23 protein-coding genes and 1 pseudogene are annotated in these 18,269 nt (G+C 55.5%); 15 read left to right on the top strand and 9 right to left on the bottom strand.

Annotated elements, in window-relative coordinates; all coding sequences use genetic code 11:
* The 7 genes and pseudogenes from AC2LD7_RS20565 to AC2LD7_RS20535 form a co-directional block, all read left to right on the top strand.
* Positions 1–332 (top strand): winged helix-turn-helix domain-containing protein (locus tag AC2LD7_RS20565; protein ID WP_484599501.1); only part of this gene is annotated, 332 nt, incomplete at its 5' end.
* On the top strand, positions 329–1,729 hold the full coding sequence (locus AC2LD7_RS20560) for a heavy metal sensor histidine kinase (protein WP_484599500.1): 1,401 nt from the start codon (positions 329–331) through the stop codon (positions 1,727–1,729). The genes AC2LD7_RS20565 and AC2LD7_RS20560, both read left to right, overlap by 4 nt.
* 300 nt (positions 1,730–2,029) lie before the next feature.
* The gene (locus AC2LD7_RS20555) at positions 2,030–2,254 is read left to right on the top strand and encodes a hypothetical protein (protein WP_484599499.1); all 225 of its coding nucleotides are present in this window, start codon (positions 2,030–2,032) and stop codon (positions 2,252–2,254) included.
* A 195-nt stretch (positions 2,255–2,449) separates the two neighbouring features.
* Positions 2,450–2,723 (top strand): annotated as a pseudogene (locus AC2LD7_RS20550) (chromate transporter); the annotation flags it as partial.
* Positions 2,724–2,733: 10 nt separating this feature from the next.
* The gene (locus AC2LD7_RS20545; RefSeq protein WP_484599498.1) at positions 2,734–3,060 is read left to right on the top strand and encodes a rhodanese-like domain-containing protein; all 327 of its coding nucleotides are present in this window, start codon (positions 2,734–2,736) and stop codon (positions 3,058–3,060) included.
* A 14-nt stretch (positions 3,061–3,074) separates the two neighbouring features.
* A complete protein-coding gene (locus AC2LD7_RS20540) occupies positions 3,075–3,170 on the top strand; it encodes a chromate resistance protein ChrB domain-containing protein (protein ID WP_484599497.1) in 96 nt (31 codons plus the stop codon).
* A 52-nt stretch (positions 3,171–3,222) separates the two neighbouring features.
* Entirely contained in the window at positions 3,223–3,531 is a 309-nt protein-coding gene (locus AC2LD7_RS20535; RefSeq protein ID WP_484599496.1) for a chromate resistance protein ChrB domain-containing protein, read from the top strand.
* 29 nt (positions 3,532–3,560) lie between these two features.
* Here the strand turns inward: AC2LD7_RS20535 and AC2LD7_RS20530 are convergent, their stop codons facing one another.
* The 5 genes from AC2LD7_RS20530 to mreA form a co-directional block, all read right to left on the bottom strand.
* On the bottom strand, positions 3,561–3,695 hold the full coding sequence (locus tag AC2LD7_RS20530; protein ID WP_313285425.1) for a YHYH domain-containing protein: 135 nt from the start codon (positions 3,693–3,695) through the stop codon (positions 3,561–3,563).
* Positions 3,696–3,802: 107 nt separating this feature from the next.
* Positions 3,803–4,516, bottom strand: coding sequence for a TraX family protein (locus AC2LD7_RS20525; RefSeq protein WP_484599495.1), 714 nt, complete (start codon positions 4,514–4,516; stop codon positions 3,803–3,805).
* Positions 4,513–4,953, bottom strand: a complete 441-nt coding sequence (locus AC2LD7_RS20520) for a YqaA family protein (RefSeq protein ID WP_484599494.1) — start codon at positions 4,951–4,953, stop codon at positions 4,513–4,515. Before AC2LD7_RS20520 ends, AC2LD7_RS20525 begins: the two co-directional genes overlap by 4 nt.
* Positions 4,954–4,956: 3 nt before the next feature.
* Entirely contained in the window at positions 4,957–6,090 is a 1,134-nt protein-coding gene (locus tag AC2LD7_RS20515) for a nickel/cobalt efflux transporter (protein WP_484599493.1), read from the bottom strand.
* 10 nt (positions 6,091–6,100) lie between these two features.
* A complete protein-coding gene (gene mreA / locus AC2LD7_RS20510; RefSeq protein ID WP_484599492.1) occupies positions 6,101–6,388 on the bottom strand; it encodes a metal-sensing transcriptional repressor MreA in 288 nt (95 codons plus the stop codon).
* A gap of 117 nt (positions 6,389–6,505) precedes the next feature.
* Here mreA and AC2LD7_RS20505 point away from each other — a divergent pair, with 117 nt between their 5' ends.
* The 8 genes from AC2LD7_RS20505 (at position 6,506) to AC2LD7_RS20470 (ending at position 12,548) form a co-directional block, all read left to right on the top strand.
* Entirely contained in the window at positions 6,506–6,865 is a 360-nt protein-coding gene (locus AC2LD7_RS20505; protein ID WP_484599491.1) for a hypothetical protein, read from the top strand.
* 110 nt (positions 6,866–6,975) lie between these two features.
* Positions 6,976–7,629: a pyroglutamyl-peptidase I gene (gene pcp, locus AC2LD7_RS20500; protein WP_484599490.1), complete on the top strand. Its 654-nt coding sequence runs from the start codon at positions 6,976–6,978 to the stop codon at positions 7,627–7,629.
* Between the two features lie 81 nt (positions 7,630–7,710).
* Positions 7,711–8,721: an amidohydrolase family protein gene (locus AC2LD7_RS20495; protein ID WP_484599489.1), complete on the top strand. Its 1,011-nt coding sequence runs from the start codon at positions 7,711–7,713 to the stop codon at positions 8,719–8,721.
* Between the two features lie 283 nt (positions 8,722–9,004).
* The gene (locus AC2LD7_RS20490; protein WP_484599488.1) at positions 9,005–9,364 is read left to right on the top strand and encodes a hypothetical protein; all 360 of its coding nucleotides are present in this window, start codon (positions 9,005–9,007) and stop codon (positions 9,362–9,364) included.
* A 49-nt stretch (positions 9,365–9,413) separates the two neighbouring features.
* A complete protein-coding gene (locus AC2LD7_RS20485) occupies positions 9,414–10,151 on the top strand; it encodes a HupE/UreJ family protein (protein WP_484599487.1) in 738 nt (245 codons plus the stop codon).
* A 12-nt stretch (positions 10,152–10,163) separates the two neighbouring features.
* On the top strand, positions 10,164–10,826 hold the full coding sequence (locus AC2LD7_RS20480) for a transmembrane anchor protein (protein ID WP_484599486.1): 663 nt from the start codon (positions 10,164–10,166) through the stop codon (positions 10,824–10,826).
* A 70-nt stretch (positions 10,827–10,896) separates the two neighbouring features.
* Positions 10,897–11,025: a hypothetical protein gene (locus AC2LD7_RS20475; protein ID WP_484599485.1), complete on the top strand. Its 129-nt coding sequence runs from the start codon at positions 10,897–10,899 to the stop codon at positions 11,023–11,025.
* 209 nt (positions 11,026–11,234) lie between these two features.
* Positions 11,235–12,548 carry an MFS transporter gene (locus AC2LD7_RS20470; protein ID WP_484599484.1) on the top strand — a complete coding sequence of 438 codons (1,314 nt, stop codon included), beginning with the start codon at positions 11,235–11,237 and terminating at the stop codon, positions 12,546–12,548.
* Between the two features lie 52 nt (positions 12,549–12,600).
* On the opposite strand, the gene AC2LD7_RS20465 is transcribed toward AC2LD7_RS20470, so the two are convergent.
* The 4 genes from AC2LD7_RS20465 to AC2LD7_RS20450 all read right to left on the bottom strand — a co-directional run bounded on the left by AC2LD7_RS20465 (position 12,601) and on the right by AC2LD7_RS20450 (position 18,120).
* A complete protein-coding gene (locus tag AC2LD7_RS20465) occupies positions 12,601–13,548 on the bottom strand; it encodes a zinc ABC transporter substrate-binding protein (protein WP_484599483.1) in 948 nt (315 codons plus the stop codon).
* A gap of 199 nt (positions 13,549–13,747) precedes the next feature.
* Entirely contained in the window at positions 13,748–13,942 is a 195-nt protein-coding gene (locus AC2LD7_RS20460) for a hypothetical protein (RefSeq protein ID WP_484599502.1), read from the bottom strand.
* 411 nt (positions 13,943–14,353) lie between these two features.
* A complete protein-coding gene (locus tag AC2LD7_RS20455) occupies positions 14,354–16,033 on the bottom strand; it encodes a TniQ family protein (protein WP_484599482.1) in 1,680 nt (559 codons plus the stop codon).
* Between the two features lie 419 nt (positions 16,034–16,452).
* Positions 16,453–18,120, bottom strand: a complete 1,668-nt coding sequence (locus AC2LD7_RS20450) for a TnsD family Tn7-like transposition protein (RefSeq protein WP_484599481.1) — start codon at positions 18,118–18,120, stop codon at positions 16,453–16,455.
* Positions 18,121–18,269: the final 149 nt, after the last annotated feature.

Genomic DNA, 18,269 nt, shown 5'->3' with positions numbered 1-18,269 from the left:
GTGGAATCCGGGTATTTTGCCAAAATCTGGAAGTCTTCTTCAGAGTTTCCCTAGAGTTGGACCCTGGTCGGCATCGCGCCTATCGCGGTGAGAACCGAATTGACCTGACGACCAAAGAGTTTGCGCTGCTGCATTTGTTGATGAGCCGCACTGGCGAGGTGCTAACTCGCTCGCAAATCATTTCGCTTGTCTGGGACATGAACTTCGACTGCGATACCAACGTTATCGATGTATCCATACGTCGCCTGCGCGCCAAGATTGACGATCCGTACGAGGTCAAACTGATCCATACCCTTCGTGGTGTCGGATATGTCCTTGAGGATCGATCGTGAGCCGCAACAGCCTGGCAGCAAGACTTGGGTTAAGAGTTGGGTTGATGAGTGTTGCAGTCGTGGCGCTGCTTGCCATCATCGCCTACATGATGCTGGAACGAGGGCTGGAACGTATCGCCCAAGAGAGTCTTGCGACCAAAATGGCAGGGCTATCGACGAGTTTGTCCGAAGCGCTGAGTATCGACGAAATAACGTCTGAATCACATGTTCTCGTTGATTTAGCGATGGGCCACAACAACCTCTACGTGAGCATTTTTGACTCTGCGCAAAGCACTGCACCGCTACTCTCCATTGGCTCTAAACCAGTAACATTTGAACTGCATAGATATACCGCACGTGAGGAACTCGGGTTTCACGAGTGGCAGAACTCCCTTGGCCGTCCCATGCTCAGCGCCTCACAACTTATGCGACTGAAGGATGGCGTCCAAGTGGGGGTTTATCTGACAGTTGATCAGTTTGCCGACGCGGAACTGCTCAATGATCTCGCTAAATGGGCATTGGGAGCTTCGCCCATCCTGCTACTTCTAATTCTCTTGGTCGCATGGGGAACCGTGCGAAATGGCTTGCGGCCGCTCACAAGTTTTTTACGGATCGCTTCAAAAATATCCACAGAAAATCTTGAGCATCGCTTACCGACAGACCGATTGCCTAGCGAACTGCGAGAGCTCGCTGACGGCATCAATTTTATGCTCCATCGTCTCGATAATGGCGTCCAACAGCTTTCGCAGTTCTCCGATGATCTAGCTCACGAGCTTCGCTCTCCAATCACAAACCTGATGGGTAAGGCGCAGGTCGCGCTGTCGCGTGAGCGTGGTTCTGAGGAGTACAGAGAGGTATTGGAATGCTGCACTGAAGAGCTGGATCGAGTTACGCGAATAGTCTCAGACATGCTCTTTCTTGCCCATGTAAGTCATCCCGCATCGTTGGTGCAGTTCGAGACCATTACATTGAATGACGAGCTGCAGCGCGTTGGAGATCTTTTTAGCCTCAGCGCAGAAGAAAAAGAGGTGCGCTTGACCATCTCTGGACAAGGGAAAATTCTGGGTAACCGGCTGATGATTCAACGGGCTATTTCAAATCTCCTGTCGAACGCCATTCGATACTGCCCACCGGGTGAAAAAGTATCGATGAACATCGAGAGCGCGGGAAATAGGGTCCGGCTGACGATAGGGAATCCCGGAATTGGCATCGATGAAGCGCATCGTCCGCGACTGTTTGAGCGCTTTTACAGGGCGGACAAAAGTCGTACGCGTAGCGAAGGAGGAACAGGGCTGGGACTTGCCATCGTTCGCTCTATCATGAGTCTTCACCAGGGCAGCACCAGTGTAGAGGTAGATGGAAACGGCTATACCCGTTTCTATCTGGACTTTAGCACGACAAGGACCGACAGGATGTAAGTAAATAGTAGCCGCGCCAATTGGGCGGCTCCATTTCTTACTTGCTACTTCGAAATACCTGATCCATTTCACTGAACGTGGGCGATGGGCCGGGAAGTCAAGCGGTACTTCTTGAGCAGACCCTCTTCACCGGCGACCTTCAAAGCCAGATAGGACGTTTGATTCATCCTGGAAAACCAGCCAAAGAGCTTGCTGTCAGCATTGTAATGCTCACCTCACGTTGTCGTTAGGTTCGAGTTATTAGGATCCAGGTATGGAAATTGGCCACACCGTTGCGGCCAGAACTGCTTGGAGACCCAAATGAAATTCATCAAATTGCTCCTCATTGGTGCTTTGCTTTCAACAACTAGCGTTCCGGCTTTTTCGGGGGATGGTTTCAACCGTTCCGCTGAAATGACACGGAAATTTCGCGAAGATCAGAAACGCATCTGGGGCGATAAAACGGCTGCCCAAAAACAGCAAGAAAACGCCGCTGCGAGCAAGAAGGAAAAATCCGAAAAAGAAACCATAAGGCCATCGCGGTAGGCGCTTTTACTTCCGCATCGATGGACTCCGTAAGGCGCTTCGGCGCCTTTTTTGTTTGTCGGGGAGAAAAAGCTGGCGTTGACCATATCCCCCATTTTCTCCAAAAATCAGGTATGACCTCAGCCGAGACGATCGGCTTTTGCCGACTGGGCCTATAGTGCAACGAACGCAGGGCGTATTCCCACGTGGGCGGCCCCCATGGTGGAATCGACCCACAACGAACTGAAGTTCACGGCGCCGCTGACGGCCATCACTGCCGCCGTGGTCGGGGTGATCCTAAATCTGGCATTGTTCTTCGGCTACCACGTGCTCTGGCCGCAAGGCTTCGAGGGAACTTTCGACTGGCCGTCGGCGCTGATCGCAGCTGGCTGCTGCCGTCGCCTTGTTCCACTTCAAGCGCGGCGTCATCCAGGTGCTGACGGCCTGTGCGTTGGTCGGACTGGTGGTGGTACACCTGCTGCGAAGCTGAGAGGTGGAGGATGAGCAGAATCTCGATATGCGAACTGGCGGAATGGCAAGTCGCAGGGCGGACGTTCAGCCTGCTGGATGTCCGCCGCACCAGCGTTCGGCTTGCCGATGCCCAAGAAATTTCCGCCGCACACTGGCGTGATCCCGAGGATGTCTTCACCTGGAAGGATCAGGTTATACGGGATAGGCCGGCGATTCTCTATTGCGCCAAGAGACATGAAATCAGCCAGGGCATCGCGGTCACACTGGAGGCCATGGGCCTGGATGCGCGCTACTTGACCGATGGTTTTGCTGGCTGGCAAGGCGCTGGCCAACCCATCGAGAGCCTACCCAACTAGGCAGGAGGTGCTGCATGAAGTGGATCACCCGCGAACGCCCGAAGATCGACCGAATCGCCTGCCCCTGGCTGATTGCCCGCTTTATCGATGCAGAGTCGGAATTTCTCTAGGTGCCGAGCGGTGATGTGCTGCGCCTGGCGCGAGAGGAAGGCGCTACACCCTATGACATTCTCAGGTGTGGAATTCACCCACGAAGGCGAGCTGTGCAGCTTCGATGCATTCCTGAAGAAGTACCAGCTGGATGAGCCGGCCTTGCAGCAACTGGCGCAGATAGTGCGCGGTGCCGATACCCCAAGGCCGGATCTCACTCCTCAGTCGGCTGGCCTTTATGCTATCTCGCTTGGCCTATCGCGTACCTTCGGCGATGACCATGAAATGCTGCTGCGCCACGGCCTGGTCATGTATGACGCGCTCTATGCCTGGTGCAAGGACTGTCAGAACGAGTCGCATAACTGGCCGCCGCAGATGTGAGGCGGCGGCCAGCCACTACCGGTGAATGCTTAGTGGCAGTGGTAATCGCCCGTTTTGTGGTTGCGGTGACAGCCTTTCGAGTCCGTACCACCGCTGTGGGCGAGAGCTGCCACGGAGGTTAGGGCGAGAACAGTAGCAATCAGGACAGCAGAAAACTTCTTCATGAGGAACTCCTTTTCAGCCTCTTGTTGTGTGTTACATAGGTCACATCTACAGGGTATGGCAAAAGGCTTTCATCGGGCAAGAAGGTTTCTGAAGAGAGAAATCTGCGCTAGTTGAACGAGCGGATCAGGTGCAGTGCAGCCAGATGGCCAGGGTAGAACCAATAGCCCCAGCGCTTGACCGGCCAGATCCTGAAATGGCGCGGTCGGCGCAGCAGCCATAGCCCAAGCAGAGGGGCGACGAACGCTGTGAGCACTATCAGCAACGTGTAGGGCTGCAACTCCCACTCTGCAAGCCAGCGATTGCGACTGTTGGCCAGTACGCAAAGTGCGGCCGGCAATAACCACACGAGACCAGGGCGCTGAATGGCCAGCAGCAATGCCGCCGGTAGCAGTGCGCCGAACACGCCGTACATCAGGCGCTCTTGAATCAGCACCGCCACGCTCACGCCGACCAGAGCCAGAACAAAACCGTCGCGTCCACGATGATGTACTCCCCAGGCGATTAGCAGGCCCAGCATCAGCGTGGGCATGACATTGATCGTGCTGCTGCCGCTGGAAAGCAGACGATAGGGTAATTCCGATATCAAGGTAAACGCCGCCATCCAGCCCAGGTAGCGAACGTTGTCATCGGTATACAGATCACCGGGTTGCGAGCGCGCGACATTGGCTGCGATCCCCAGGCAGAACAGTGGAAAGGCTAAGCGCCCGACGATAAACAACCATTCGTCAGGCCAGACGTAGCGCAGGTGATCCAGCAGCATGGTCAGCATCGCCAGCCACTTGATCAGATCCAGGTTGGTGTCGCGCGTATGCAGGCTCACCCGAGCCACCCAAGCGTCAAGGCAGCCAGCACCAGATAGCGAGTGGCCTTGGCTAACGTCACGATCAACAGAAAGCTCCAGAACGGTTCGCGCATAACACCGGCTACCACGGTAAGTGGATCACCAATAATCGGCACCCAACTGAGCAGCAGCGACCATCGACCGAAGCGGTGATAAGCCTGCTGGGCCTTTTCCAGTTTGCCTTCGCTGACGGGAAACCAGCGCTTGTGTCGGTAGTGCTCGATGGAGCGACCCAGCAGCCAGTTCAGCACCGCGCCCAGTACATTACCCGTGGTGGCCACCGCTAGCAGTATCCATGCTGCATAGCGGTCAGTCAGCAGCAACCCGACCAGTACCGCCTCCGACTGCATAGGCAGCAGCGTGGCGGCACCGAAGGCGGCGAAGAACAGGCCGAAATAACCGGATAACTCCCACATCGGCTAGGCGTTCAGGCCGACCCAGCCGTGGAAGCCGACGTAAATCCCCACACCAATGATCAGCACGCTGGATAGGTAAGGGGCGCGCCGCGCAACAGCGCCCAGCCAGGGCCAGCGATTCGATGCCTGGCGAGCCCCGATAGCGGCGGCAGCACCAACGGTGACCAGGGTGATGGCCAGACCAATGCTGAAACACACCACCAGGACGGCACCCAGGGCGACTTCTTTCACTTGCAGGCAGAGCAGCAGCACGGTGATCGCTGCCGGACAGGGAATTAGCCCGCCCGTCAGGCCGAACAGAATGATCTGGCCGGTAGTGACATTGCGGTTGCTGAAGCGCTTGCGGATGTCGTTGGCATGCGCCCGTTCATGGGCATCCTGGTAGCCCTCCAGCGACAGTTCCAGTTCCTCCAGCTCGGAATGATCATGGTCATGACCGTGCCTGTGCTCGCGGAACTCCAAGTTATAGTCGTGGGAATAACTGGCATGGCCCAGACTCAGACGCGCAGTGAACTCATGGGGCTCGGGAATTTCGTCCACTGACTCCAGGTAGTCACCCCGGTCGACGAAGCGAAACTGCTGGGCTGCTCCATCGGGGCGAGTTGTCAGTAGACTCACTTCAGCAGCCGGCCAAGCATGGCCACTCAAGGTCTTTAGCCGCCAGCGCGGTGGAACGCCTTCTTCGAAGGTCGACAGCTCGATACGCCCGTGCCCGGTATCGATACGGTGCGTTTCATCGTGGTGGTGATGGTCGTGTTGATGTTCGTCACCGTCCTCGAAGCGCCACATCTGCTCGCCACGCCAGGTGCGCCAGAGCATCCACAGGGCGATGATGATAATAATGGCGGCGGACGCTAGCTGGAAATACGGCTCGGTGGTTTCGGCATTCAGGTTCTGCCCCAGGTACATGCCGGTCATGGCCACCAGCCAGACCACTGCCGTGTGCGAGAGCGTTGCGGCAAGGCCTAGCAGAACGGCCTGCTTCACCGTGCCGCGAATGGCCACGATAAACGCTGCCATCATGGTCTTCGAGTGACCAGGCTCCAGGCCGTGCAAGGCACCCAGCAGAATGGCGCTGGGGAAGTACAGCCAGGCCTGCGAGGCCCCCTGTTGCAGCAGTTCGGCGAAGCTCGACATGGGAAGGAGCCTAGAGGTACTTGGTGATTTGCTTGAAGTCTTCGAGTGATGTGCGCTCGCCTGTCGCGAGTGCTTCGACGGTGTGTTCCAGGCAGTGATCGATATGGTCCTGGATAAGCACACGCTTGGCCTGGCAGACGGCTTTCTCCACGGCATGCAGTTGCTGAGCGATGTCGACACAGGCCCGGCCGTCTTCGATCATGCTGACGGTGCTGCGCAGGTGGCCCTCCGCACGCTTCAACCGTTTGATGATGTCGCCATGACTTTGGTGCGGGTGGCCGTGTTCGTGATCGCTCATATCTTGAGTCTCATGCGTCGATGAATTAGGCTCGCATGCTATCCCTGTGGGGGGGATATGGTCAAACCGACCATCTCTCCATAAAGCCAACAGCTTAGGCATTGAAAGAATCACGACATGCTCAGCAATCCCATCAGCACCAAGGTGATTTTTGCCCTTGCTCTCGCCATCTTGATGGCCTGGGCTGGACATACCTCTGCGCTGTTTATGGGGTCGAGCCAGCAGGCTTGGGAGGGTGGCGACACAATTCATTCGCACACCCATGGTGACGAGACACTGGCCTGTGCTGCATACGGGGATCACTGCCACTCGCCGCTGACCGCCGACCACCTGCATGAAACACCGCACCTAACCACGCTGCTCAGCATCAGCACGCAGCCAGAGCATGCGCAGCTAATAGACGCTCCACGTCATTTCATTCATCCCCGCCTGATCTTTCTGATCGAACGACCGCCACGCGCCACATTCGTGCTCTGACACAGGTCGCCCTTCCCCGATGCCGGGAAAGGATGCGCGCCCCATCGAGTCAACGCCATCTACCGATTCCAAATTGGGCAATACGGGCGGGTCGTGCCCTGGGAAGCTAAATGACTAAAACTATTTTACTGACAGGGTTTGAGCCCTTCGCCGGCCATATGCTCAATTCATCCTGGGAGGTTGCTCGTGCGCTCGCCGGCCAACGCATTGGCCACGAACACGTCGTAGTGAGCGAATTGCTACCCTGTGCTTTCGACGATTCGCTTCAGCAACTGAGACAGTTGATCTCTTTGCATCAGCCGGAAATCGTCGTGGCGCTGGGTCAGGCAGGTGGCCGTACTGCCTTCTCATTAGAGCGAGTTGCCATCAACCTGAAAGATGCCGCAATACCCGACAATGCTGGGCAGCAGCCTGTAGACCAGCCGATCTTGGAGGATGGCCCTTCGGCCTATTTCTCGAGTCTACCTATCAAGGCAATCGTTGCCAGATTGCGCGAGCACGGCATCCCCGCTGAGCTATCTCAGAGCGCAGGCACTTACGTGTGCAACTCGGTCTTCTATGGGCTGATGCATGCGGTAAACAAGCTTCAGTACCCAGTAAAAGCTGGATTCGTGCACATCCCATATCTTCCAGAGCAGGCTACGACCAAGTCGTGTGTGCCGAGCATGGCGGAACCAATCATCGTCGAAGGTCTTCGCCTTGCCCTATCAGTCACGCTGTCGGCGAAGCAGGGTCTGAAGCTCAGCGGCGGAACGACACATTAACCTGAAGCCGCTGTGCGAAAGCCTCCACGAATGCACAGGGAGGCTTACTCACGCGGCTCTAGCTCAGCATCAAGGTATCCAATGTTAACCAAAACGCTTTTAGTGGCCATGTTCGCGGGTCTGCTCGCGACCAGCGCCCTAGCCGACGATTATCGATACAGCGACACACACCTGCATTATGTGGACTTCTTCCAAACGAGTGCCGGCATGGGGCCACTGCTCAAGGAAATGGCCGCAGCCAAGATCGACCATGCGATGCTCGCAGGGATCTCGGTTGCCAAGGAGTGGGACGAGACTGAGCCCAAGCGCCCTCGCTACTATGCAGGTGACGACGCAAGAGCCTATTGGTATAGCGCCACCGACACCCTGATCGCCCACGCTTATAAACAGTTGCCGGCGGAGCAACGTAAGCGCTTTCACCCCTTCATTTCAGGATTCAACCCGAATGACATGAATGCCGACGCGCAGGTCCGGCGCTTGCTAGAACTCGACCCAGGCCTGTGGCAAGGAATCGGCGAGGTCTTCACCCGTCATGACTACTTGACTGCCCTGATTTACGGCAAGGCACCGCGCGCGAACAGCAAGGCATTGGCTAGGGTGTACCGTGTAGCTGCCGAATACGACTTGCCGGTATTGCTTCACTCTAACATTACCTCCAAACGGGAACGCAACCCGCTTTACTTGGGGGAGTTCGAAGAGGCATTACGCTCCAACCCGGACGTACGCTTCATCTGGGCTCATGCGGGGACGAGCATGGAGATCTATCGAAACCAGGGAAAAATGGACTTCCTGCTGCCGATCCTGGAGCAACTGCTTGGCAAGTATCCAAATCTCTACATCGATCTGTCCTGGACCGTACTTAATCCCTACTTAGTGGACGAGCAGGGTAAGCCCGACCCACTGTGGGTGGACCTAGTTACACGCTTTCCAACCCGCTTTATGGTCGGCTCTGACGTAGTGGGCACATTTGGAAGCCTGGGCAAGTATATGTCTGGGTTCGACCCGTTCCTGGAGGCTCTGCCGCATGAGGTGGCGCATCAGGTCGCCTTGTCGAATTTCGTCTCGGTGCTTCCGGCAGAAAGGCGACAGTAAGTACAGACCCGCAACGGCACTGTTATTGGCTTCCAGGGAAAAGCACGCTTATGAGCCAGGCGTTTTCTGCCTGCATAATCGACGGCCGCTGAAGTTAGCCAAATGTATGGCTATTTCAGTTCATCCTTATGACTTTGGTGCCTATGGGCGTGTTCCTTATCGCTGATGTCTTGAGTCTCACGCGTCAATGGATTACGCTCGCATGCTATCCCCCTGGGGGGCATGGCTAAGCCGGCCAGCCGTCCAGAAAAACCAATTACCTAGGCATTGAAAGAACCACTACATGCTCAGCAAACCCATCAGCACCAAGGTGATTTTTGCCCTTGCTCTCGCCATCTTGATGGCCTGGGCTGGGCATACCTCAGCGCTGTTTATGGGGGCGAGTCAACAAGCCGGGGACAATAGCAGCGGTGCTCATTCGCACTCACACGACGACAGCGTATTTGTCTGTGCGGCATGCGCGGATCACTACCACTCCTCGTTGACCGCCGACCATGTGCATGAAACACCGCATCTGACCATGCTGCTCAGCATCAGCACGCTGCCCGAGCGTGCTCAGCCGATAGAAGCCCCTCGCTACTCCATTCCTCCCAGTCCGATCTTTCTGATTGAGCGCCCCCCCCACCCTACATTCGTGCTCTGACATAGGCCGCTGTGCGGCCCAAGACCACTGCAATTTAGGACTCTGAACTATGCATTCGCCATCTATGGGCGCAATGGACGCAGCTGCCGTGCGTCCGAATCGCTCGTTACTACTGTTGCTGTTGTTCACGGCATTGCTGTTTCTCGGCATGCCTGACGCGCTGGCCCACGCTGTTGCCGAGGGCGACAAAGGCTTTATCCAAGAAAGCTCCGGGGTGATGTTGCTGCCGTTCATCTACATGGGCGCGAAACACATGATGACCGGGTACGACCACCTGCTGTTCCTCTTCGGGGTGATCTTCTTTCTCTATCGTCTGAAGGACGTGGGGCTCTACGTCACGCTATTCGCGGTGGGCCACTCGGTCACCCTGCTGCTGGGCGTGCTGACTGAAATCAGCATCAGCTCTTACGTGATCGACGCCATTATCGGTTTCTCGGTGGTGTACAAGGCGCTGGATAACCTGGGTGCATTCCAGCGCTGGTTCGGCTACCAGCCGAACACCAAAGCGGCCACGCTGATCTTCGGCTTGCTGCATGGCTTTGGTCTGGCGACCAAGATTCAGGAATACGAGATCTCGGCAGATGGCCTGATCGCCAACCTGATCGCCTTCAACGTCGGCGTCGAAATCGGCCAGCTCCTGGCCTTGAGCGCCATCCTGATTGTCATGGGCTACTGGCGGCGTACCGCCAGCTTCTGGCGTCATGCCTACACCGCCAACGTCGCCATGATGAGCGCCGGTTTCCTCTTGATGGGTTACCAGTTCACCGGCCTGATCGTCTCTCAGTAAGGAATTCTCACTATGTTCAATACCAAGCTTCCGACCCTCAACGAATTGCCTACCAGCCGCCAACTGCTGCGCTCCACCGTGATTGCCGTGGGTGTTGCCGCAGCCTTACTGGTCACCGTAGTGATGCCTTCGGAGTACGCCATCGACCCAACGGGCGCTGGCCGAGTGCTGGGCCTGACCCAGATGGGCGAACTGAAGTTAATTCTGGCCGAAGAAGCGGCAGCGGATGCAGCAGTTCAGCCAGCCGCAGCTCCCGTCGTTCAGGCTACCGTGCCTGTTCAACCTGTAGTTCAAGAGCAAGTCGCGGCAGTGCCTGTGGCTGAACCAGCAGTAGAACCTCAGCCGACCCTGAAGTCCGACGAGATAATCGTCACACTGAAACCGGGCGAGGGTCGTGAGATTAAGTTAGAGATGCTGAATAAGGCTACTGTCAGCTACGAGTGGACAACCAATGGCGCTCCGGTCAACCACGATACCCACGGCGAGCCCTACAACGCCCCAAATGGCTTCTACCACAGCTACAGCAAAGCCAAGCAGGTCAAGGGTGATAAGGGTGAGTTCACCGCCATCTTCGATGGTACCCACGGTTGGTTCTGGCGCAACCGCAGCAACAGCGACGTGACCATCACGCTGAAGACCAAGGGCGAGTACCTGAGCCTCAAACGAGTTATCTAAAGCAAAGCGCCCCAGCGTCATCAGGCGCTGGGGCTTCTACATCTATGATTGAAATTGAAAGGAATACACGATGAAAACCACAACTACCCTGACTCGCTCCCTGCTGCTGGTTTGCCTGCTTGGCTTACTGTCGGCATGTGGCGGTGGCGAGCCGGAAACCCAGTCCGAAGTCGAAAGCCACGGTCATGCTCATGATTAACTAGGGGTGTGATACGTCTTTAACGTGAGTTTATTTGATCGCGTACCAACTCCGTGTTGGCCAGACCAAAAAACTCACGGGTAATCCTCTGTTTTCTGCGTAGGTGTCCAACCCGACAAGTAAGTTATTAACTAGGCCCAAGGGCAGATAAGAGTTAAGAACTCACCGTAAATACTTATATGCCATAGGTTGGCTATCCGAGGCTTAACATGCTGAAAATCCTTGCCAACCGAACCTATCGACATCTCTTTCTCGCTCAAGTCATTGCACTTGCTGGAACTGGATTAGCCACTGTCGCGCTGGGGTTGCTTGCCTATGAGCTTGCGGGTGCCCAGGCCGGGGCCGTCCTCGGTACCGCGTTGGCGATTAAAATGATCGCCTACATTGGCGTCGCCCCAGTAGCGGCGGCCTTCGCGGAACGTCTACCGCGGCGCGCTATGCTCGTCTCGCTGGATTTGGTGCGGGCGCTAGTCGCGCTGGCCCTGCCTTTCGTATCGGAAGTCTGGCAAGTCTACGTACTTATTTTCGTACTGCAGTCCGCTTCAGCCGCATTCACCCCGACATTCCAGGCAACAATTCCAGACGTTCTCCCGGATGAAGAGGATTACACCCGCGCTCTGTCTCTATCTCGACTGGCATATGATCTGGAAAGTGTCGCCAGCCCGATGCTCGCCGCCGCACTGCTGACCGTGATCAGTTTCCACAATCTATTCGGAGGAACCGTCATCGGCTTCCTCGCATCGGCAGCATTGGTCGCCTCGGTGTTACTGCCTAAGGCAAAAAAAACACCTCCGCGCAGTATTTATGATCGAACAACCCGCGGCTTGCGCATATACCTGGCCACGCCGCGCTTGCGTGGCTTACTGGCTATAAACATGGCTGTTGCAGCTGCAAGCGCCATGGTGATTGTTAATACCGTGGTACTCGTGCAGTCCCGTTTCGGCCTGCCCCAAAGCGCCACTGCGTGGGCACTTGCGGCCTTCGGGGGTGGGTCAATGATTGCAGCGCTGGCATTGCCTCGACTGCTCAAGAACGTCAAGGATCGAAGTGCCATGCTATGCGGAGGAGGGATACTGGTGGCTGGCTTGATCGTTGGCATCAGCCTGCCCAGCTATAGCTTCCTGCTGCCATTGTGGGTGGTTCTCGGCATGGGTTATTCGCTGGCACAGACCCCCAGCGGGCGGCTGTTGCGCCGATCCTCGCATGCAGAAGATCGCCCGGCGCTCTTCGCCGCGCAGTTTGCTCTATCGCATGCCTGCTGGTTGATCACCTACCCAGTGGCAGGTTGGGTGGGTGCCAATTTTGGTCTTACTGCTGCTTTCGCAGGGCTCGCTATCTTGGCCGGACTGGCGATGCTGGTAAGCATGAAGATCTGGCACCCGAGCCATGATCAAGAGATCCTCGAACACAGTCATGAGCATCTGTCAGAAAACCATCCCCATCTTGAAGGGAGTGGTGCCGATCGGCGTCACGAACATATCTTCATCATCGATGACCAGCATCGCTGCTGGCCTGATCGATAAATCGTGCAGGGCCGACCTTGGGTGAGTAGATAAAAACTCTGCCGCCCTATTATCAAAGTTGCTCAAGACAACCAGCCAACTCGTCAGCGAGATTCACCAGCAGCTTTTCGTAGTCACCGGTCACAGGTTCTAGGCCAAAACCCAGTGCATCCAATTCGGCAAAGTTCACTGGCAGACCATAGCTCAATGTTTGCGCCAGACGCGGCCGCATTGGTGGCTCGCTAAACACACAAGCCGGCCCGGCTGCCTGGAGGCGCTCTCGCATAGCGGCGACGTGGCGTGCGCCAGGCTGCACCTCTGCGCTGATCGCGAACACGCCTGCGTGCTGAAGCCCATAGGCTTCCTCAAAATAGTCGAAGGTCTGGTGGAAAACGAAGAACGGTTTGTCTGCCAGTGGTTTGAGTCGCGCTTTGAGCTTGGTATCCAGGGCTGCCAGCCGTTGCTCAAAGGCATCCAAGTTAGCTTGATAGCGAGCAGCATTGGCAGGGTCGGCAACAGTCATATCTGAAGCCATGCGCGCCGCGATCAAGCGTGCATTTTCCGGTCGCAACCAGAGGTGGGCATCAAGGACACCGGGGCGATGGAGCTGGTCACTGTCATCATGGCCCTTATGGCTATCTGGCTCTTGAGGTGGCTCCTCATCATGTCGATGTTCTTCGCCAAAGCGCCTAAGGTGCAGGCCTTGCATATCCTGCACAGCCAAGCTATTGCCCTGCCGGCCATCTAGCACGCGAGGCAAGAAACTCTCCAGGTCGGGGCCGATCCAGTAGAAAAGCTCAGCTTCTTTCACTCGCCGCAAGTCCGAAGGGCGTAACGCATAATGGTGCGGCGAAGCACCCGGAGGCAGTAACACATCAGGCACGCTAACGCCGTGTTGCACGGCAGCCGCAATTAGCTGCAATGGCTTGATGCTGGTTAGGACGCGGACTTCAGCGAAGGCTGGAGCCGATATCAGCCAGGCTAAGGCGCTGGCGGCCAAAAGGACAAATGAACGAGGCAAGGTGGCATCTCTCTTTGACTGGCATTGTTATATAATAACATGTTTCATGGCTTGCGGCCTCACTAGGTTTGGTTGAGGTCCTTGAGGGCGAGGGCACCATTCTGCTAGGGGTCGCTGCCAGAGCAGACCTTGAGGGAATTCGGAATGAAGAGAGGGTGCTCTGAGGCAGGGGCGATTCAGATCCTGTCGTGCGTCGATGTTACTGAAAGGCTGGGAGTTGAGTCCAAGTGCCAGTATTCAGCTCAAGGGCGTGCTTGGCCGTCATGCCACCAAAGGAAATAGCGGGATCGATGTAGCGCATGACCGACCTGATGTCTTTCCAGCCTACCTGGGTCATCGGGGTCTTGAGATCCCAGCCATTGACCGTGGCCCAAGTGGCAAAGCCACGACGCAGCGAGTGGCTGATATTGTAGTGGTCAACTAATTCCGGACACCGCGTTAAGTTTTTCTTCGGCCACCGCAGGCGGTAGCCCTTCGTTGAACTGATGCGGCCGTTTGCCAGTTGTAGCGCAGCATCAGGAACCTGCCGGTGTCCTGCTGGGCCAGCAAGGAAGAGCGCCATATTACCGCCGAACCCCATAGATCCCAGCATCAAAAGGCCGCCATCACAATTAATAAGCGGGGTATGGGTTTCGTTAATCTAACAACCTGATTTTGCTATGCTGGTTACATGTACCGTGGGATTTGTTGGTTACGGTTCGCCGTCATTCTGGCGGTTGACGCTCTACGAGAAACGCCAAGCTGTTGGGCAAAATTTCCTGGCTTAGCTTGAGACAGAGCCCTTCTTCGAAATCTGAATGTTTGATCAAGGAAGCGAGTCGGTTACAGGCTTTTTCCGATAGTATGCAGTGCCCCCCAGAAGCAAGTTAAAACCGGGAGGCCCCTGCCAATCCCTTGGTACACCGGTGGACTTAAGCAGAGTTTCCGAGTCGACGCCGTTTCTTACAAAGTCCTCCAAGTCCCACTCGAAAAAGCTAACAAGGGCTTGAAAAACAGGATTGGGCACACTGGAAACCACACCCATACTTCCAGTGTTCATCGGTAAATTTAGCCTCTTGATATCGGCAAGAGCACCAATTAGCCGTCTCAATCGGAAGTGCCAGACAGACTCCCTAAGGAGTTCAGCCTGCTGGGAAGCCAAGGGAAATCTACGCTTTCGTAATTTCGGGCATGGCGGTAAACGCACGGGTAGGAGTTTCTGCAGATTGCTGAGATTAACCCGCTTCTGTCCTTTCGAAATCCGATAGAGATCCTCTGCACCCGCTAGAAGAGTGGCAGCAAACGCGCTGTCTCGGTGATCGCTAAGCTCCTCGACGTCCTCAGTTACGCACTTTGGCGTGCTGAGCTTTGCCATCAACCATGCGTTGTCGTGCTCCGTAAGCCAGCGGGTGGCTTGATATGCGTTATCCCAGAGGTACTCCAAACCGACGTTTGCTCGTACAGCCATGATCGTGTCTATTTTGTGACGATGTTGTGCCTTCCTACCAATCTGCGGCTTTTCCGACTTTTGACGTAGTTTCACACTTGCCGTGTTCTGAAGAATGAGCTCTTTCTTCAAACCTTCTTCAAACTGATCAGCGCAACCAAATAAATGCTGCGCGATGATCATGTGCCGGGCAAGGGGCATATCCATCTGGCCATTGTAAGATCTAAATCGTATCCATTGGCCGTGTTTACCTGCGTCATAAGCTTTGTCCATTCGCGACAGGGTTTCATCGCCATATTTCGAACGGATGCTGTCAAATAGCTTCGCAGTACCGACAAGCTTTCCATGTATGAAGCCTCTCTTTCTGCATTGTCGTACATAGTTTGCGCCTAGAGTTTCACAACTCATTAACGGAAAGTTGCGCTGCAGTACTTCGTAGGCGAACTGCGCAAAACTCTTTTCAAGTACAGTGCCCTGCTTGACTGTCGCAGGTTCGAGAGCGCTCCAACCACATACGCACGGCTCGGTAAGATTCGGAAGTAGCCGAAGCTTACGGAAGAACGGGTGAGAGCATTTTGGACAAGCGTGCATCAGCAACTCACCATGACGCCAACAGACGGACACACCAGGCAAATGGTGTGAGCGATGCCAGTACGCGTATCCCGTTTCAAGCAGATCTTGCTGCACACAGGTGGAGCAGAGCTTAGCCTTACAGTGAACCGCTCCCTCTCGACGGGGAATACGACAAACCCCAGATAAGCGGGAGCCTGTAGGGACATTGCCCCCCCCTCCACCTATGCCCAGAAAGGGCCTGTATGCTGGAAAAATCGTGTTGGCAAGGATCAGCTCGTCGAGATTGCTCTCTGGATCACCAGGTAGTCTGGCTGCCAGCACTTCAACCTGCTTTGGCAGAATCCCTACGCTGAAAGGCGCTGAGCCAAACAGATCTTGGAAGGTTTCAGCCGCAGTTCTGTTACCTGACAGGAAGTGGTAGCGCGTGATACGAGAATGCAACATCTCGTCCGGCATCGATATGGGAAAAAATAGCAGATCAGACATCTATGATGAACTTGCGAGATAGGACTTGGAATTACACGCATCCTGCGAGGCGGCGCATTTTTTAACACACAAACCCCGATGTTAGGTAACAAATATTTATAAAGTTTAAATATGGCGAATATTCGTCAGAAAAATCTCACACCTTATTATCGGATATTGCATACCCCATGCATCCAACAAAATCGCGCCGACCTCATAAATATCTTGCTCTAGAGCACTGTGAACGTCTTCCGAGGGCTCACACATTCTCACCGGAATACATGTACAGATAGAAAGCGTGGACCAGCATATAGCGATCAGACTCAGGACATACCCACCGACTCCTAACTTCAACATGGGACAAGGCTTCTATTCTCGAACGCTGCGTACGACCGGCTAATTTTCAGCCTTGCTTGCCTAGCAGCGTTGTGAAGCCAGATTCACTTTGGCCTGATGCAAGCGGTCCGATACAACGCTGATCGGTTTACGCTTCGCTGCTCGTCTACCAGCTTCGCCTTGGCCCACTGCAGGCGCCGAACGTGAAACTCCTCGACAGATTCACACGCCTGCTCCAAGGCTCTGGCACACAGGGGTAGCCTGGGGAGCTGTTTCTCAAGGCGTGAAAGGACATGCAGCTCTCGCCCTATCCTAGTGCGCGAGATCAAGACAGGCTTTCCCGATCCCGCTCGAAGGCGCTGTGCACAAGATCTGATCTGTTCAGCAAGCTTCTCGTCAAGAACAGCAAATGCGCCGGTGTTATCGGCACGACTCGTATGAACACCTGCATGCCTGGCGATGCAGCCTGAAAGCCATGTTCGATCACATCGATACAGCCACATGTAATCTTTGCACTGATGAGCTTGCCTGCCCCTATATTCAATCTCGAAGGCTGCTCGGCGCCTTAGGCGCTCGCTCAGAAGTCTCGCTTCTCTCCATGCCTGCGAGCCACCATCGACGGCGCGGATGGTTCGATATACATATACTTGTGAGACCCCAAGCGCAGAGGCGATCTGCCGTGCATCGCTTCCGGAGAGCGCTAGCTTGAAAACGGCAGCAGATAAACCTTCCAGTCCCTCCAGCAGGGCCTCAGAAAGCCTCGTTTTTGAATGGCCGACATCATTTGGCGATGGTTGCTTAACGGCTGGCGTGGATGGCTTTTCGCTGCGCGAGAAATGGGCCGTATCGATCCCTAGGGCGGTGGCCAGCAAAATGTATTTGAGTGGATGGTGCGTATGCCTTGGTTTCCTTAGCAGCTTGGTGACCCAGGTCGCGGGTAGATCTGCGGGCGAATCTCCAAGAACCGAATATTCCCAAGCTGCAGGCAGGGCGTTGAAAACGCCGGCCATATGCGCGGCCAAACGGCGTAGATCTAGCCGCTGCGATTTACGCCGAGTTAGGTCTAACTCAGCAGCTCTCTGCAGCAGGCAAGCGCGCAAGGCAATTGGTGAAAGGGGGTTGAGGGCTAGCGTAAGCAATTGCATTGATCGGAGCGCGATCTGATGCAGCGTTGGAAAAGCCTCCAGACCAGCAGTGACCTGATGGGAATGAGTTTGTACTTCGGCATCGTCAGGCAGGTGGAGCTGCCATGAATTACGGCTATACCAGCTCGGATCCACCATCCTGAGCGATTCGCCGTGGTGAGGACATACCAACACGCCGGGAAGCTGGTGAACGCGGTGCCAGTACGCTGCGCCAACCCGAACGACGTCCTCATTGAGGCAGGCCGGACAGAACCGTACCCTCGACGCTCCTTCGATCCGACTGGCATTGACTCCTAGTTTCAGCATTAGCCACTTGCCATCACCAGCCATTGAGGTGCGTGCATGCAGCATCTGATCGTCGGTGAGAAAAGGCGCGTAATAGGGCAGAACGGTATGGCACGTGATGATTTTGGATACCGAGAGATCCGTGCCCAGGGGAAGCGACTCGACAAAATCATCCAACCGACAGGGAAACGCCACATTTTGCGTGAACGAGACTGCAGCCCTGTCGCCCGCGAAAGCGGCTTTCCGGCTATGCCCACCACAAAGCCGGGCATAGCGAGAGAGAATGCTGTGCAGCGTCTCGTCCGGAAACGCTGCAGGGAAGAAATGGAATTTCAGCTCCATTACGCGACCCTCGAATCATGATCGACGGTAGGCCGGCGAGAACTCGAAGATATCCTCGGTTACCCAACCAGCTGACTTCAGCTCTGCAAGGGTGTGAATCGCCCCGGATTTCTTAGACACTTTCCAGGCTCAGTAAATGTCGCTTCTCA

It is taken from the genome of Stutzerimonas sp. (assembly GCF_982611455.1).
Note: the sequence above shows the minus strand (reverse complement) of the source record. Positions and strands in the feature narration are given on the sequence as shown.